This window comes from Ferrimonas pelagia, assembly GCF_039543565.1.
In the GTDB taxonomy this organism is placed as follows: domain Bacteria; phylum Pseudomonadota; class Gammaproteobacteria; order Enterobacterales; family Shewanellaceae; genus Ferrimonas; species Ferrimonas pelagia.
The window spans coordinates 1-16,034 of the sequence record NZ_BAABJZ010000063.1; the positions used below are offsets into that span (position 1 = coordinate 1).

At 58.3% G+C, this 16,034-nt stretch carries 19 protein-coding genes; 12 read left to right on the forward strand and 7 right to left on the reverse strand.

Features of this window, described 5'->3' with window-relative positions; translation table 11 throughout:
• Positions 1–239 precede the first annotated feature (239 nt).
• Positions 240–1,250, reverse strand: a complete 1,011-nt coding sequence (locus ABEA08_RS10125; protein WP_345335174.1) for a hypothetical protein — start codon at positions 1,248–1,250, stop codon at positions 240–242.
• A gap of 294 nt (positions 1,251–1,544) precedes the next feature.
• On the opposite strand from ABEA08_RS10125, the gene ABEA08_RS10130 reads away from it, so the two are divergent.
• On the forward strand, positions 1,545–1,745 hold the full coding sequence (locus ABEA08_RS10130; RefSeq protein WP_345335175.1) for a hypothetical protein: 201 nt from the start codon (positions 1,545–1,547) through the stop codon (positions 1,743–1,745).
• A 68-nt stretch (positions 1,746–1,813) separates the two neighbouring features.
• Here ABEA08_RS10130 and ABEA08_RS10135 read toward each other — a convergent pair whose 3' ends face one another.
• The 4 genes from ABEA08_RS10135 to ABEA08_RS10150 form a co-directional block, all read right to left on the reverse strand.
• Positions 1,814–2,359, reverse strand: a complete 546-nt coding sequence (locus tag ABEA08_RS10135) for a hypothetical protein (RefSeq protein ID WP_345335176.1) — start codon at positions 2,357–2,359, stop codon at positions 1,814–1,816.
• Between the two features lie 85 nt (positions 2,360–2,444).
• Entirely contained in the window at positions 2,445–3,296 is an 852-nt protein-coding gene (locus ABEA08_RS10140) for a LysM peptidoglycan-binding domain-containing protein (protein ID WP_345335177.1), read from the reverse strand.
• A gap of 82 nt (positions 3,297–3,378) precedes the next feature.
• The gene (locus ABEA08_RS10145; RefSeq protein ID WP_345335178.1) at positions 3,379–3,831 is read right to left on the reverse strand and encodes a superoxide dismutase [Ni]; all 453 of its coding nucleotides are present in this window, start codon (positions 3,829–3,831) and stop codon (positions 3,379–3,381) included.
• A gap of 152 nt (positions 3,832–3,983) precedes the next feature.
• Positions 3,984–4,301, reverse strand: a complete 318-nt coding sequence (locus ABEA08_RS10150) for a hypothetical protein (protein ID WP_345335179.1) — start codon at positions 4,299–4,301, stop codon at positions 3,984–3,986.
• A gap of 148 nt (positions 4,302–4,449) precedes the next feature.
• Here ABEA08_RS10150 and ABEA08_RS10155 point away from each other — a divergent pair, with 148 nt between their 5' ends.
• The 8 genes from ABEA08_RS10155 to mscL all read left to right on the forward strand — a co-directional run bounded on the left by ABEA08_RS10155 (position 4,450) and on the right by mscL (position 9,660).
• Entirely contained in the window at positions 4,450–5,223 is a 774-nt protein-coding gene (locus ABEA08_RS10155) for a winged helix-turn-helix domain-containing protein (RefSeq protein ID WP_345335180.1), read from the forward strand.
• Positions 5,213–5,713, forward strand: a complete 501-nt coding sequence (locus tag ABEA08_RS10160) for a hypothetical protein (protein WP_345335182.1) — start codon at positions 5,213–5,215, stop codon at positions 5,711–5,713. Before ABEA08_RS10155 ends, ABEA08_RS10160 begins: the two co-directional genes overlap by 11 nt.
• Before the next feature lie 116 nt (positions 5,714–5,829).
• Complete coding sequence (gene mtnN / locus ABEA08_RS10165; protein WP_345335183.1) at positions 5,830–6,528, forward strand: 5'-methylthioadenosine/S-adenosylhomocysteine nucleosidase; 699 nt, start codon at positions 5,830–5,832, stop codon at positions 6,526–6,528.
• A gap of 2 nt (positions 6,529–6,530) precedes the next feature.
• Positions 6,531–7,499 (forward strand): cobalamin biosynthesis protein, encoded by a 969-nt coding sequence (locus tag ABEA08_RS10170; protein ID WP_345335184.1) that lies wholly within the window; start codon positions 6,531–6,533, stop codon positions 7,497–7,499.
• Positions 7,500–7,516: 17 nt separating this feature from the next.
• The gene (locus ABEA08_RS10175; protein WP_345335186.1) at positions 7,517–7,909 is read left to right on the forward strand and encodes a DUF2721 domain-containing protein; all 393 of its coding nucleotides are present in this window, start codon (positions 7,517–7,519) and stop codon (positions 7,907–7,909) included.
• Positions 7,906–8,535, forward strand: a complete 630-nt coding sequence (locus ABEA08_RS10180) for a trimeric intracellular cation channel family protein (protein ID WP_345335187.1) — start codon at positions 7,906–7,908, stop codon at positions 8,533–8,535. The genes ABEA08_RS10175 and ABEA08_RS10180 overlap by 4 nt, the downstream gene beginning before the upstream one ends.
• A gap of 33 nt (positions 8,536–8,568) precedes the next feature.
• The gene (locus tag ABEA08_RS10185; protein ID WP_345335188.1) at positions 8,569–9,066 is read left to right on the forward strand and encodes a nuclear transport factor 2 family protein; all 498 of its coding nucleotides are present in this window, start codon (positions 8,569–8,571) and stop codon (positions 9,064–9,066) included.
• A gap of 138 nt (positions 9,067–9,204) precedes the next feature.
• Positions 9,205–9,660: a large conductance mechanosensitive channel protein MscL gene (gene mscL, locus ABEA08_RS10190; protein ID WP_345335189.1), complete on the forward strand. Its 456-nt coding sequence runs from the start codon at positions 9,205–9,207 to the stop codon at positions 9,658–9,660.
• A gap of 12 nt (positions 9,661–9,672) precedes the next feature.
• Here mscL and ABEA08_RS10195 read toward each other — a convergent pair whose 3' ends face one another.
• The gene (locus tag ABEA08_RS10195) at positions 9,673–10,638 is read right to left on the reverse strand and encodes a TDT family transporter (protein WP_345335190.1); all 966 of its coding nucleotides are present in this window, start codon (positions 10,636–10,638) and stop codon (positions 9,673–9,675) included.
• A 97-nt stretch (positions 10,639–10,735) separates the two neighbouring features.
• Here ABEA08_RS10195 and ABEA08_RS10200 point away from each other — a divergent pair, with 97 nt between their 5' ends.
• Positions 10,736–11,605, forward strand: a complete 870-nt coding sequence (locus ABEA08_RS10200; RefSeq protein WP_345335191.1) for a LysR substrate-binding domain-containing protein — start codon at positions 10,736–10,738, stop codon at positions 11,603–11,605.
• 57 nt (positions 11,606–11,662) lie between these two features.
• Here the strand turns inward: ABEA08_RS10200 and tyrS are convergent, their stop codons facing one another.
• Positions 11,663–12,850 carry a tyrosine--tRNA ligase gene (gene tyrS, locus ABEA08_RS10205; protein WP_345335192.1) on the reverse strand — a complete coding sequence of 396 codons (1,188 nt, stop codon included), beginning with the start codon at positions 12,848–12,850 and terminating at the stop codon, positions 11,663–11,665.
• Between the two features lie 178 nt (positions 12,851–13,028).
• Here tyrS and ABEA08_RS10210 point away from each other — a divergent pair, with 178 nt between their 5' ends.
• Together ABEA08_RS10210 and ABEA08_RS10215 are read left to right on the forward strand one after the other, a co-directional pair.
• Positions 13,029–14,318, forward strand: coding sequence for a peptidoglycan DD-metalloendopeptidase family protein (locus tag ABEA08_RS10210; RefSeq protein WP_345335193.1), 1,290 nt, complete (start codon positions 13,029–13,031; stop codon positions 14,316–14,318).
• Positions 14,319–14,438: 120 nt separating this feature from the next.
• Positions 14,439–15,536, forward strand: a complete 1,098-nt coding sequence (locus ABEA08_RS10215; protein WP_345335194.1) for an anhydro-N-acetylmuramic acid kinase — start codon at positions 14,439–14,441, stop codon at positions 15,534–15,536.
• Positions 15,537–16,034 lie beyond the last annotated feature (498 nt).

Here is a 16,034-nt window from a genome sequence, read left to right on the forward strand (position 1 = left end):
AGCATCATTGGGCTCGGCTTCCTTGTCGGCCTGGTTGGTTTGGCGATTGATCAGATCGCACTTTGGAAGCCGAGTTCCCTCCAAATCTGAGAACTCAGTGATCTACATTTCGGAACAGTTATTTAGCTTTGGTTGTTTCAGTATTCATTAAAAAATTTTCCCGCCACCTCAACGGCTGCTTTCATATCTGTCCCACATCCCTGTTCTTATTGATGCAATCAAGCACGATAGGCCGCGTACTAACATACGGCCGCAACGCCTGTCGCCGTATACCAATCAAACCAAGCCAACATAAACTGTATGCTTGTGGCATTAATGACGCTCAATGCCAGCCAATAGCCAAAGCCAAACTGAGTTCGCCGTCGCCACGGCGCTTTATGCGGCCACATTCGCTCTATCAAGCTGATCCCCCCTTTCACCAGCATACGGCTAAGCGCCCAAAACAAAGCCACCGCCCCAAACATCAGTGCATACCATTGCCAATCACCCGTCACTGAGCCCTCTACATCAAGCTCCCTGAAAAACATGGGGAGCGATACGCATGGGTAAAATAAGTAGATGAATTGGTCATCCCAACGGAGCAATAACAGTGAAAAAATAGTGCTATGGATTACTACCCATCCCACCAGATTTGGAATGAATATCAATAAAGCTGGATCAAGCAACACACCAATTAAGGCCATGCAAAGCATCAATAGTTGCACGCCCCAAATCGGGATGGGTCCTCGCCACACACTAAAATGATGACGCTCTGGCATCTTGTCCAGACGCTCAATCTGGACCGTGCCGTCGACTAGGACCTCGAGCGCGTCGCCCCGATTTAAAAAATCGACATGATGCTCCGCCACATCGAATCCTATGTCATCACAGCTGATCCAAGTACGGCGCTGCAACAGGGTTTTTCCGGCGTAACGGTAGATCTGTTTACCGTCATCCAACACAACTTCAAAGGGCTTGCCCGCCACATCAAATGAACGCTTTACCAGTTGGTAGCCTTGAGCTTTCTTGTCCTCTTGCATATCCCGGACAATATTTTCCGTTACCAATTCATCGTCCACCACGACCATGATTTGCGCGTTTCGACAGATAAACCACACAACATGGCCATCCACCACAAACTCCAGATCGCCATTGAACGCCCACGAATAGCGTTCCAATAACACATCGCCATTGTAGTGATAACGCTCAAAACCGGTCCCGTTAAATGTCACCTCAAACGGTTTTCCTGCAACCTCAAATACTGCCTTCACTGCGCAAACCTATCCCTTTGGTTTGCCGTTAATCTAAGGGTAAATACACCTCACTCCTAACCGGTAGTGACCACAAAAGCAGAGAGCTCGCATCGGCGCTTTTCACTGCTGTCGGCTCAGCAACGCCACCGGCCTTAGATATGAATGACGTTGCTATGTCTGCGGCTTGCAGACGCTAGGCACAAGAGCTTTGACCGCAGCATCTAGCGGTCTATACAAAAGGGGAAACCGTCGATCTCTGAGCCGATGCTCCGCCACTGTCTCAAGCCGTTGCTGCCGGTCACTTCGAGGCCAATGGCGATTGAGATCGCGCCTGATGATCAGGTCGAGGGCCTCAAATACATTGAGATGACGTTGGCTGAGCCGGATAAAAACGGCCGCTGCCGTCCTCAACCTTGGGTCGTGCGCGGCTCAGACTTGATGGTCACCGCCATCGACGAAGGCCGTCGCGCCGCTATGGGCATTCTCGATATGCTGGACAGCCGTCAAAGCTAAGAGAAACATCCGCCCAGACCCAACAACGCCCGCTCAATAGAGCGGGCGTTGTTGGGTCTGGACTCAGCTTAGCCCCAGAATTTCCACCATGCGGGCTTACCTTTCGCCTTGCTTTGCTGCGCCTCGTCCTCATCCTTGGTTGACCTTTCCGCCCCATCGGGCTCAGGCCGCTCTCGCTCCGGCAATTGCACCGGCCGCTCTCGCTCCGGCAGTTGCACCGGCTTGTCTCGCTCCGGCAGTTGCACCGGCTTGTCTCGCTCCGGCAGTTGCACCGGCTTGTCTCGCTCCGGCAGCTGCACCGGCTTGTCCCGCTCCGGCAGTTGCACCGGCCGCTCCCGCTCCGGCAGTTGCACCGGCCGCTCTCGCTCCGGCAGTTGCACTGGTCGCTCGTCTTCCGGCAGTTGCTCAGGCTTGCCTTTACGCTTGTCCTTATCCTTATCCTTGTCCTTGCTCTTATTACGCATCTCTTGTTTGTGCGCCTCTTTCTGCTCTTCTGTCGGCGGCTTACCTGATCCCGCCCACTCGGGCTTCTTGGCCACCACACCCGTACTGGCCACGCCCAACAACACGAGCATCAGCCCCGCGACCCTGAACTTCCCCACACCTCGGCTCATGGATGACTCCTTTATCATTACGTTTAGCAAAGATGGCTGCTACCCGAGGGTTACGCCAATCGTGGCCTCGATGTGCCGTTAACGCTCAGCAGTTTGTCAGCGCCAATGCCCGCTTGGCCCGTGCCAGCAGATCCGCCCGCTGCACCAAGCCCTGATAGCCGCCGTTGATCTTGTGGGTTATCGCCTTAAGATCGTCCTGATCCGCCAATCCACTCAGGTGATGACGATTCCAAAACCAGCACGCCGAAGCCACCGCCAGCTCCGGCTCATCCGCCACCCGCTGCGGACTGGCCAGCAGATCGATCCCTTCATAGCGGCCAAAGTCACGATAGTTGTCACAGCCGGTTAGCTGGATCAGCCCACGGCCACGATAACGCCAGCCATCGCCGCTATCACGATCGCCATTGCCCATGCGATCGGCATAGACGCGATTGGCGATCTGCTCTGGTTGGCGAGCACAACGCTGGGCCTCTCCATCCGTCGAAAAATACTTGCCAAACACCCCCCGCAAGGCGCTGGCACTGTAATTGAGGTTCTCACTGGTGTAACAAAATCCGCCACTCTCATGACCGATCTGGGCGAGAAAGTGAGCCTGCCGCAATCGCGTCGTGATCGCATAGCGCGGTAGCACCTGATTCAAGGCGTCACAGTAAGGAGCCAACCGCTCTTGCGGGGTTTGGGGGAAGATCTGCGCCAGTTGCGGCAGCGTAAGCGCCCCTGCCATTGACACGGCATGGGCAAGGCCGCGGCTCGGCACGGTCAGCGTTGCCACCGCCGCGCTCTGCGGCAGGTTAAGCACCAACTTTTGCCCGACCTGAATGCTGCCCGGATCGGTCAGTTGGTTGTCGCGAACGATGGTCTCCACCGCACGTCCACTGCCCAAATAGGTCGTCGCGATGGCAGACAGGGTGTCGCCGGGTTTCACGGTATAGATCATAAGACACTCCTTTGTCTTGCTCTCAGGCGCGAGATGGCACCGGCCCCTTAGCGCTGCGCGCGTGTTGGCCAGCCCATCAGGCTTATTGGTGAATATGGTAGTACTGGGTCAGCTTGGCGATCGCCTCATTGAGCGCCTTGACCGCGTTCATGTCCGAGCTTTGCTTGGCTTTCATCGCGGCCAGGATCACCGCGTGATGCTCCTTGAGCTTCTTCTCATAGTCCTCACCGGGCTTGACCCGTTGCGCCAGGAAGTACTCCGCCATTACGGTGATGATATGACTGGCGTGGGACTCCTTATTCATCACCCAGCGGGTGAACTGATTCTGCGACTGCACATCTTTCTTGCCCGCCAGGGCGTTCATCTCGGTGATCGCCTTTTCGATGGTGGTGGCGTCCTCCATCATCGCCTTCACCCGGGCGCCGTCATCATAAATGCCACAAGGTACCTGACAGTGAGCCAAGGCACTGGGGCTGGCCAATGCCACCATCAATAGGCCGAGCACCGGTAGAAATGTCCGTAATCGCGCTGTCATCATTCGCTCCTTTGCTTTGCTGTTTGCTCATCAAATATCGGAATGGATCGACCGCTTGCTGATCCTTACGCCAGCATAGCTCACTCTTTGAACAAAAATCGCAGTAAAAAGCCCCGTGCTGGACGGGGCTGATCCGATCACGACGACGCACGTTATTTACTTAGAATGTCGATCACGTCCGGCGTGTTGCTAGCGAGGGCACCGTGCACCCGGATGGACAGCTTCAGCGTTTCCACCTGCTCACCCAGATCCGGCGTTTGATCGGGAGTGAAACGGTAGTGCCCGGCTGACAACTCTCTCAGATCGCCCAGACAGGCTGGGCGATCCTGACAACAGCCAAACTGATCGTTGGTGTGCCATGGGAACTGAAAGGCACCGGTCGGCTCGCCACCGAAACCAAAGTAGGTCACGCTGTCGTCACTGGCACCGCGAACGGCTTTACCGTCCTGATCGCGCAGCTGAAACGCCACTTGGGGGAATCATCTTGTCGGGCTTACATCCGTCCGTTCTGCAGAACGAAATACACGATGTGATCCGATACCCTGATAAGCGGATCACGGCAAAAGCGGGCAGACTCCGTAGACTTATCAATGACTTTACTTTCTTCTCGCAGGTGTCATGGTTCAGATCGGTCAATGCCGCTATCTCACGCAGCAAAAACGGTTGCTCAACTCCCAAGGGGAATCGTGGGAATTACCTCGAGCCGAAGCTCAGGTGCTCACCTGCCTACTGGACCACCCAAATAAGCCGGTCGATAAGAAAACCTTACGCTGCGGCAGCTTCGATCACCCCCAATTCAGCGAGTCCGCCGTGGTTCGCGCCGTGTTCCAGCTGCGCAACTTCTTGCAAGACGACGACCACACCTTGATTGAAACGGTAAAAGGGGTGGGCTACTGCCTGATGCAAACGCCACAGCCGGCTCAAACCGCGCCCGCAACAGAACCGGTCGCCCCACCCGCCAAGCGACGCTGGCCGCTCGCCGGCAAACGCACGATATTCGGACTCGCTCTGATCGTCACCGTGCTCGCTGCACTTTGGCTGTGGGTCAAACCCGGCCCATTTGAGCCTCACCCCGCGGCGCTCAAGCAGATCAACCATTCCCTGCCCAGCGGTGAGGTCGTTGAGCTGCTCTGGCACAGCCCGGCCAGTGGCCACCTGCGACAAGATCACCTGAGTGAGCAGATCCAGGCGGCGGCCGACGCCTGCTCAGAGTTCCCCTGGCAGCAGATCTACCTGTCGGTCGCCGCCGACCAACAAGGCTTAGCGGTCACTCTGGCCGGCAGAGTGCAAGGCCAGCTCCGATCGCGCAATCTGAAGATCTCCGATACCCGATCCCAGGCGGATTTCAACCCGTCTCAATGGCTTAATGACGGAGGTTTGTGTGACCAATAAGCTGCGCGCAGGCTTGCTCCTCGTCCTGCTCATGATCATCGCCTTAGGCCACTGGCTCCGGCCGGAAGCGCCCTACCTGCGCCTCAATTGCCACAATGAGCTGTACGACTCGACCCAGCCAACCGCTGGCATGGAAGCGTATATGGTGGCCGACTATGTCTTTTTTAATGACAGCGCCCGGATCTACTATCGCTACTTCAGTATCAGCGGTGACGCCATCGCCAGCCTGATCCTCTCCGGAACCCGAGACAATCGCGATACCGACCGACTCTTGCTGTCGATGGACCAGTTCACGCAACAGGTGCACATCACAGATCAGCCCTTGCCGGCGCAGCTGCGACAGATGCTCAATACCATTGAGCGCAATATGGATGATCGGGGCATTCACCCGATCCGCATGCAGGTGCTCGAACGTCACCATGAGCACAGCGCCATCATTGTCCAGTTTGAGCCCAGCCAAGCCGTCGGCTCCTGCGTCTACAGCGATTAGCGTGCCTGTCCTAGCTTGATATCCCGACGGAATTGGTCGCAGTGATAGACGCAAGGGCGGCAAGATCTGGTACTATATGCGCCATTGTTTGACCCCTAGACACAGCGGATCCCATCATGAAAATTGGCATTATTGGCGCCATGGAGCAGGAAGTTTCCCTGCTACGCAGCCAGATCAACAACCTCCAGATCGACACCATCGGCGGCATTGAATTCTATCAAGGCCAGATCGGCGACACCCTAGTGGTACTGACTCGCTCCGGGATCGGCAAAGTGACCGCCGCCATCGCCACCAGCGTCCTGATCGAACGCTTCGCCCCCGATGCCATCATCAACACCGGCTCGGCCGGCGGTTTTGCCAAGGAGCTGGCGATCGGTGATGTGGTGATCTCCTCCGAAGTGCGTCATCACGATGTCGATGTCACCGCATTCGGCTACGAGATGGGCCAATTGCCCGGTCAGCCGGCGGCGTTCCGTCCAGAAGCCAAACTGGTTGCTGCGGCACACGCCGCCATCGAAAAAGTGGGCGAAGTGAAAGCCATCGAAGGGCTGATCTGTACCGGTGACGCCTTCATTGCCGATCCTGCGCGCACCCAACAGATGCTCAGCCACTTCCCAGCCATGGCGGCCTGTGAAATGGAAGCCGCCGCTATCGCGCAAACTTGTCACCAGTTCGGCACCCCGTTTGTGGTGATCCGCGCGATCTCCGACAACGCCAACGACGACGGCGCCGTCGACTTCGACAGCTTTATTGTTAAGGCTGGCGAACACTCCGCCAAGGTGGTGATCGCCATGCTGGGTCAACTGGCTGGTTGATCATGGCAACATTGGGTCCTTACGCCTCGCTGCTGCTTCCCCCCCTGATCTTGGCGCTGGCCTATCTGCTGGCGCTGTTGATCCCGGACGCTTACCGACCACGGCGCTATCTGGCGCCGCTGGCGGAGGCGATAGCCCGTAAGACCCATCATGCCAATCGCAGCCAAGAGCAGCAGCGGATCGCCGGTGCGCTCGCGCTAACAGTGCTGCTGCTGCCCGTCGGAGTGACACTGCTGTTGCTCACCCAAGTCGCCGCCTACCCGCTGCCCTTCGAGCTGCTCCTGCTGGCCTGGATGATGCCGGGTCCAGCGATAGCCAAAGACACGGAATATCTGGTGGCGTACCTCAATGCCGGGCAAAAGCAGCAAGCCCGCCAGCGCCTCAGCCACTGGACCATCCGTGACACCGCGCCGCTGTCCGAGCTGGGCTTGGCGAAAGCCAGCATTGAGAGTCAGCTGGCCCATCAACGTAACCAACTGTTCCTACTCATACTCTGGTACTGCCTAGGTGGCCTGCTCCTGGCCGCCATCGCCTGGTGCTGCGCCGAGCTTTGCCGCTATTGGCATAAAGCACGCCCCGGCATGGCCGCCTACGCTGGCCCAGTGACCTGGCTCAACGCCGTGTTGCAGTGGCCGGTGAATCTGTTGCTGGCTGCAACACTGACGCTGTACGGCTCACCCATAACTCTGTGGCACGCTCGTCATCAACTGACCGGCGATTGGCAAAGCCGTAACCAACAATGGCCCCAGCTTAGCCTGGCCTGCAGCCTGCACCGTCAACTTGGCGGCCCCTGGCTGTTAGAGGGACAACGTTTGCTGCGGCCCCGACTGGGCCCGGCCAATAACGTCGAAAGCGACGACGTCCTGCGCACCCGACGCCTGCTCAGTTACGCCGGCTGGCTGTGGTTGGCACTCGCCTTCCTGCTCGGCGCCGCCCTAACCTTGCTCTGGCACCACACGCTCACCCTTTAACAAAAAATCTGAGTCTCATGGATCTGACCACCCCTGCCCTGCTCTTCCCAGCGATCTCGCTCTTGCTGCTGGCGTACACCAACCGATTCTTGTCACTGGCCGCACTGATCCGATCATTAGCCCCACAAACCAAAGACTGCCCCGATGGCAACTGTGCGCCGGCAACACAACAAGTGAACAACCTGCGCCGCCGCATCGTGCTGATCCGCCGCATGCAAGAAAGTGGCGTGCTCAGTTTTGTCTTCTGCGTATTGAGTATGCTGTTGATCTATTTAGAATTGGATTCAGCAGCCTTTTGGACCTTTGGCGCCAGTCTGGCCCTGCTGATCTACTCTCTGTTGCTATCAGTGCTGGAGATCCGCATCTCTCAGCAAGCACTCGATATCTTTTTGGACAGCTTGGAATCATGAATCAATTCATCTACGCCGCCGATCTGTTTGGTACCGTGGTGTTTGCTATCTCCGGCGCCTTGGCCGCCGGACGCCTACGTATGGATCCCTTCGGTGTCCTGGTGCTGGCCGGCGTCACCGCGGTGGGCGGTGGCACGGTGCGCGACGCTATTCTCGGCGCGACGCCGGTGTTTTGGGTCACCGACACCCTCTACGTCTGGCTGATCGGGCTCACCGCTACCCTGGTGATGCTGCTGGTGCGCTGCCCCCGACGCCTTAGCGGCAAATGGTTTCAGGTGGCCGATGCCATCGGCTTGGCGGTCTTTACCGTGATCGGCGCCCAGAAGGCCCTGGCCTTTGGCGCATCGCCGATCATTGCCGTCATGATGGGCACCATGACCGGGGTGATGGGCGGCATGATCCGCGACGTATTGTGCCGCGAAGTCCCGCTGGTGCTGCGCACCGAGATCTACGCCACCGCGTGCATTGCCGGTGGGATCCTGTATACCGGTGCACTGGCGCTGCAACTGGATGCCGTATTAGCGGCCATTATCGCTATGATCGGCACCTTAGTCCTGCGGCTCTTTGGGATCTTCAGCGGACTGTCCCTGCCGGCATTCGCATTAGACAACCGGCCCAAGGGCTAAATACATTGAATGAGCACACGCTCGGGAGGGAACATGCGCCGCTTTCTCGGAACCATTTTGGCACTGGTGCTCAGCGTGACACTACCGCTATGGGCTGCTGACGGGCCCCAAGGGCCACAGCTGCCAGCGCAGTTAATGCTGGCCGAGCGCTATATGCAGGCGCTGACCCAGCGCAACTACAATCAGTTAGCGCGCTTTTATGATCGCGATACCGTTTGGCACGACCAAACCGCCAATAAGAAGATCACCGGACGGCGCGATATCATCGCCTTTCAACGCCGGGTACACACCTACACTCAGGAGTACGAGTTTGTCTCCGATCACGCCTTCTACAACGGTAACCTGGTGGTGATGATCGGCAGTTACTACTACAAGGCCCGGGGCGATCTGTTTGGCCACCCGGGTGAGTCCATCCTCTTTTCCCTGCCCGGCGTCACCACCTTGAAGCTCGACATGGACAAGCAGCGGATCAAGCAGCATACCGATCTGCTCGACTATCGCAGCATGAAGGATCAGCTCAAGCTGTATTAATACGGCCGCCGGCCAATTCCACGCTTCCGCCCTAAGGCAAACGCCGCTTTGCCCCCGAGATCAGCAATAACCACTAAGCTTGGTGGGGACTTTTGCCCGACACGGACGTTGTTACCTGTGTTTTGGACTGAGGTTGATATGCTCAAAGACTTCAAAGAATTTGCCATGCGCGGCAATGTCGTCGACATGGCGGTCGGGATCATCATCGGCGGCGCCTTCGGCACCATCGTCAAATCCTTAGTCGCCGATGTACTGATGCCCCCGATCGGGGTACTGCTTGGCGGCGTCGACTTTACCGATCTGTTCTGGGTCGTGAATGAGGGCAGCACGCCCGCGCCCTACGCCACCCTCGCTGCAGCCAAGGAAGCCGGCGCCGCAGTGATCAGCTACGGCGTGTTCATCAATGCCCTGATCAGCTTCCTTATCGTCGCCTTTGCGGTGTTCCTACTGATCCGCGCCATCAACAAACTCAAAACTGAAGCCCCACCGGCCGATCCCACCAGCAAACCCTGCCCAGCCTGCCTCAACGACGTACCGCTTAAGGCGACTCGATGTGGTCACTGCACCTCGGCACTGAACGCCGACGACGGATAACGCTCCCCACGCCTAAGCGACATGGCGGCTCAGGCGCCGAAACAGCCGCGCCCCGCCATAGGCGCGGGCGTAGCAGACACAGACATAGCCGATCACCAACGTCGCGATCGCCAGTTCAAGATCCGCCAGAGTCCACAACAACTCGGCGTAATCGAGTTGGCGCTGCGCAAAAAAGCCGGCGCACTGATAGAGCGCGCTGGCCCCGATCACCAAGGGGAAGGTAAAGGCGGCAAAGCCTGGGGTGAAGGGCTGGCGCAGCAGCTGGATCAGCGCCAGATAGACCAATGCCGTCATCAGCAGGGCGATCCCCAGCAGCAGGGCGATGACCAGCGGCTGGACCGGCTCGATCAGGCTCAAATAACCGGTCAATGACAAGCTGGCTGGCGCCGCCAGGATCGCCAAGGTCGGAGCGGCGGCGGATGGCAAGGGGCCGTGAAACATCAGGCGGTACAGCATCAACGGCAGCATCACGCCATACGCCGCCATCCCGGCATAGAGCAGCAGGGAGGCCACGGGCACCATGGCGTCGTTCGGGCAGGTAACCGCCGCAACGATGATCCCCACCGGCGGCACAAACCAGCTAGGGGCAATACGCTGCCAGCCCAAACTCGGCCATTGATGACGGACAAAGCCCGCTAACAGCAGCAGGTGAAGCAGCACCGCAGCGCCCCACAAGATCTGTGCAGCAAGCTCGCTGAGCGCCCCCAGGCTCAAGGAGATCACCATCAGTGCCATCGAAAATGTAGGCGCGACGCTGCCCACCACGGCGTGGCCCAGATCCGCCGGCAGTTGCCGCGGGCAACTCAGGTACTTAAGCAGCACCGGCAGAAGCAGCATCGCCGCAACCAACCCCAACGCCCATTGCATTGCGCCCGACAGCGCCAAGCGCTGATCCAAGTTTAACCCTAAGCTGGCCAATCCCAGCGCCAACCCCGCCAGCGGCGTGGGGATCTGTTGCAAGCCTTTGACTATGCTCATCTCTCTATCCGAATTCTCACCCTATCTAGTCTATTGTGAGCGCATCAAACATTTAATAATATCGAAAGAATGGAGCCACCCCGTACAGAAAAACTAAATGGCCAGATTATCGCTGCATCAACTGAACGTGTTCTGTCATGTCGCCAACAACGGCAACCTAGGCCAGAGCGCCGAGCAACTGCACCTAAGTCGAGGGGCGGTGTCACAGGCACTCAAAACCCTGGAGCAACAACTGGGCGTCACCCTGTTTGAGCGCAGCGTGCAGGGACTGGCACTCAACAGCCATGGCCATCAACTGCGCCCCAAAGCCGAGGCGATCCTGGCGCAAGAGCAGGAGTTGCTCCAACTGTTTCACCCGTCCGGCGCCCTCGCAGGGCTCCGATTAGGCGCCAGCCGTTCGATCGGCACCTACCTGCTCCCCGGCCTGCTGGCCCAATGGGCCGAGCCCCAGCTGCCGAGCATCACCTTGGCCAACAGCCATCAACTGCAGCAGCAACTGCTGAACTATCAGCTGGACATCGCCCTGATCGAGAGTGAACGGATCGATCCCCGCCTGATCCGCCACCATTGGCGTCGTGATGAGATGGTCTTGATCGGCCCACCGGCGCATCCGTTGGCCGATCGTCAGGTGAGCTGGGCTCAGCTCGAGGGGCAACGCTGGGTGCTGCGCGAAGCGGACTCCGGCAGTCGCGAGCAGTTTGATCACCATATCCAGCCCTTCCTCCAGCAGGCCAGCATCGTGCTGGAGCTCAGCGATCTCGAAGCGGTCGCCCGGGCAGTAGAGGCCGGACTGGGCCTGTCGCTGTTGTCCCGCTTGGTGTGCGCGGCGCCGCTGGCGCAACACACCCTATCCGAGCTGCGCCTGCCCCAGCCACTCTATCGGCGTTTTTCCGTGGTCTACCGGCCAGAAAGTGCCGCACTGCCGCAACTCCAGCAGCTGTTACAGCGCTTACAGATCGTCGATTAATTCCAAAAAAAAGGCCTCCAGTTGGAGGCCTCATGCGAGCGGATAGCTAACCGCAGATCACTTCAGGGTGATCCGAGCAAACTTACGCTTGCCCACTTGGTATACCGCGGTACCGGCCGCAGGCACCAGCTTGGTGTCTTCGATCTTATCACCGTCGATCTTCGCGGCGCCCTGACGGATCATCCGCATCGCATCGGACGTGGTGTTGACCAGAGCCGCTTCTTTTAGCAAGTTGGCGATCGCCATGCCCGCTTCAAACTCCAGCTCAGGCATCTCATCCGGGATGGCGTTCTTGGAGAAACGCTGAATGAAGTCCTGATGGGCCCCTTCTGCGGCCGCTTCATCATGGAAGCGAGCAATGATCTCCTTGGCCAGCGCGATCTTCACATCACGCGGGTTAGCACCGCCAGCAATGTCAGCCTTGAACTGTTCGATCTCCTCCAGTGGACGGAACGACAGCAGCTCGTAGTAGCTCCACATCAGATCATCAGAGATGGACATGATCTTACCGAACATATCGTTCGGCGCATCGGATACACCAATGTAGTTGTGCGCCGACTTGGACATCTTCTTAACGCCATCCAAGCCCACCAACAGCGGCATGGTGATCACCACCTGACGCGCCTGACCTTCGGCTTTTTGCAGCTCACGGCCCATCAGCAGGTTAAATTTCTGATCGGTCCCGCCCAGTTCAACGTCCGCCTTCAACGCGACTGAGTCATAGCCCTGCAGCAGCGGGTACATAAACTCATGGATCGCGATGGACTGGCCACCGGCGTAACGCTTCTTAAAGTCGTCACGCTCCAGCATGCGCGCCACAGTCTGCTGCGAGGCTAAGCGCAACATGCCTTCGGCGCCCAACTCACCCAGCCAGGTGGAGTTGAACTCGATGCGGGTCTTAGCCGGGTCCAAAATTTTGAACACCTGCTCTTTGTAGGTTTCCGCGTTAGCGAGCACTTGCTCTTTGGTCAGCGGCGGGCGGGTGGTGTTCTTACCGGACGGATCACCCACCATGCCGGTAAAGTCGCCGATCAGGAAGATCACTTCGTGACCCAGTTCCTGGAACTGACGCAGCTTGTTGAGGATCACGGTGTGGCCCAGGTGAATATCTGGCGCGGTAGGATCCGCACCCAGTTTCACGATCAGGGGACGGTCCAGCTTGAGCTTAGCGATCAGCTCCTCTTCCACCAGGATCTCGTCGGTACCACGGCGGATCTCAGCCAACGCCTTATCTAAATCAGTCATGCAAAGCTCTCCGCACGGTTTGAATCTTTCTGCAAAGGCGATAATGTTACTGGTTAGGCTCAGTAAAGGAAAGACTGTGGGTTGTTGGTCGTGAGCACCAACGCAGTACCAGTGAGGGTGAGGAACAGTGAACAGGCAACAAGCCAAACGAACGCCAGCGAAGCGTACGTATTCCGGAATGGCTCCAGCAATAAAGCTGCTGAGGCAACTGCCCGGTCAACATCAATTGGGGATCGCCATCTTAGTGGTGATGATCACGCTGCTCGGTGCCCTGCCATCGGCGCAGCAATTGGCGCGCCAGCATAGCGATCCACCGCCATTGGCGCAGCGCCTACCGCTGCCGCTGCCCTTGCAGGCAAGCGCCACAACGACGGAGCCAGAGCCCGAGCCATTGCAATGGCACAGCATCGAGGTGCGCTCCGGCGACAACTTGGCCAAACTGTTTGACCGAGCCGGCCTCTCCGCCAGCACCTTGCATCGCATCACCCAACTTGAGCAAGCGGGCAAAACACTGGTTAAGATCCTGCCGGGGCAAACCATCGAGTTGGGGTACCTCAACGAGGCGTTCGTCGCGCTGCGTTATGTCCTCAATGCCACCGACACCCTGCTGATAGAGCGTAAGGGCGACCAGTTCGAAGAAAGCCTTCAACACAAAGAGCTGGAGAGTCGACATCGCTTCGCCAGCGCTGAGATCAGCAGCAATTTCTGGAACGCTGCAGTCGAGGCGGGCATGCGGCCCAATCAGATCATGCGACTGGCCGGCCTGTTCGGCTGGGACGTCGATTTTGCTCTGGATATCCGCCAAGGCGACCGTTTCTCGGTGCTTTGGCAAGACAACTATGTCCAAGGCCGATTTGCCAGCGAAGGCAATATCCTGGTGGCGGAGTTCGTCAACCAAGGCCAAACCTTCCGGGCGGTTCGCCACAGCGACGGCGAATATTACAATGCCCAGGGACAACCCATGCGCAAAGCCTTCCTGCGCGCCCCGGTGCAATTTAACTACGTCAGCTCCAACTTCAATCCGCGCCGCTTGCATCCGGTCACCGGCCAAGTTCGCGCCCACAATGGCACCGACTATGTGGCACCGGTCGGCACCCCCATCATGGCGGCGGGCGACGGGGTCGTCACCCACGCCACCTACAACAAACTCAACGGCAACTATGTGTTCATCAAACACTCGGACACCTATGTCACCAAGTACCTGCACCTGTCTAAGCGCTCGGTCAAAAAAGGGCAACGGGTCAAACAGGGTCAAACCATTGGCCAGCTCGGTGCCACCGGTCGCGTCACCGGCGCGCACCTGCACTATGAGTTTTTGGTCAATGGCGTCCATCGCAACCCCCGCACAGTCAAACTGCCAGAGAGCAAACCCTTAGTCGCAGAGGAAAAGCGCCGGTTTGCTGAGATCTCAGAGCAACGCTTGAGACAGCTCGCACACCGTCAGGCCGTGTTACTGGCAATGCAGTGAGCACACTGCCATGCTAAGTCGCAGTTTGCTGACGACCTAAGTCGATGGTGAGGCCGGCCTAGGGCCTGGCCGGATATCGACTAGGGCCGCACGGTCGGTTCGAGATGGAGAAGTACCCGTATGACCTATTGCATTGGCTTGATGTCCGGCACCTCGATGGATGGGATCGATGCGGTCCTCGCGCGATTTGACCAACGCGGCCACCCAAGCTTGGTGGCGAGCCACAGCCTAGCGCTGCCGCCGACACTGCTGACCGAGCTGCACAGGCTGTGCAGCCCGGCGGACAATGAGATAGACCGTATGGGACGGGCCGATCGCGCTATCGCGCTGTGCTTTGCCGAAGCGGTACAAGGGTTGCTGGCCAAGACCGAGATCGATGCCGCGCAGATCGCCGCCATCGGCAGTCATGGCCAGACCGTGCGCCACCACCCGGACGGCCGCCATGCCTTCACCCTGCAGTTGGGCTGCCCCAGCACACTGGCGGTTGCCAGCGGGATCGACGTCATCGCCGATTTCCGCCGCAAGGACATCGCCCTCGGCGGCCAAGGGGCGCCGCTCGTTCCGGCGTTTCACCACAGCTTGTTCCGCGCCAGCACGCCACGCCTGATCGTCAATATCGGCGGGATCGCCAATCTCACCTGCCTCAATGATCAGCAAGTGCTGGGTTACGATACCGGCCCAGGTAATACCCTGATGGATGCTTGGTGTCGGGAGCACTTTCAGCAAAGCTATGACAACGGCGGCCAGATCGCCGCCGGTGGCCAAGTCAACGGTGCCCTGCTCAAACGCCTACTCGCCCACCCCTATTTTGCCCAGCCGCTCCCCAAAAGCACCGGACGCGAGCTGTTTAATCTCCACTGGCTGCACAGCCAGCTGGGCAGCTTGGATGCGATGCCAACCGAGGATGTGATGGCGACCTTGCTGGCATTGACCGTGCAAAGCATTGCCAAATGCGCCCAAAATCACGCCGCCAGCGGCGAGCTGTATCTGTGCGGTGGCGGCGCCTTTAATGACGAGCTGGTCCGTCAGCTGACGATCGCCCTGCCTGACTACCAAATCGACACCACCGCCGCCCTAGGGCTGGACCCGCAACTGGTGGAAGGCGTCGCCTTCGCCTGGCTGGCCTGGCGTCACCTCAATGGCCTGCCCGGCAACCTGCCCGCCGTTACCGGCGCGGCGCGCGAAGCGGTGCTCGGCGGGCGCTATCCGGCTCGTTAAATCGTTTCGCCCCTGCCTTATTCCAACAAATGCCGAGGTCTAAATCCTCGGCATTTGTCCTATGAAGCATTAGGCTCTGTGTCAGGGCCATAAGCATTACATCGTCTCCTACAGATCGCTACAGCAAGAGCCGTCATCCTGACCGCATCAAAACATCGACAATTTCGCTAAATAACTGTTCCGAATTGTGCTACATCCAGACTTTACCAGCGCTGATCCCGCGGTTAGGTGCCATAAGCACTTAGCAACGGGACACTGAGACCGAGCAACGCAAGTTCCTAGTTGAAGAGCGTTCCTGGTTCCTCAGAGCAAAAACCAGAGCCACAGGGCCTGGAGGTCGGTATGCCTTTAGGAACGCTTCTCCCCTAGCAACTAAATAACTGTTCCGAAATGTAGATCACTGAGTTCTCAGATTTGGAGGGAACTCGGCTTCCAAAGTGCGATCTGATCAATCGCCAAACCAACCAGGCCGACAAGGAAGCCGAGCCCAATGATGCT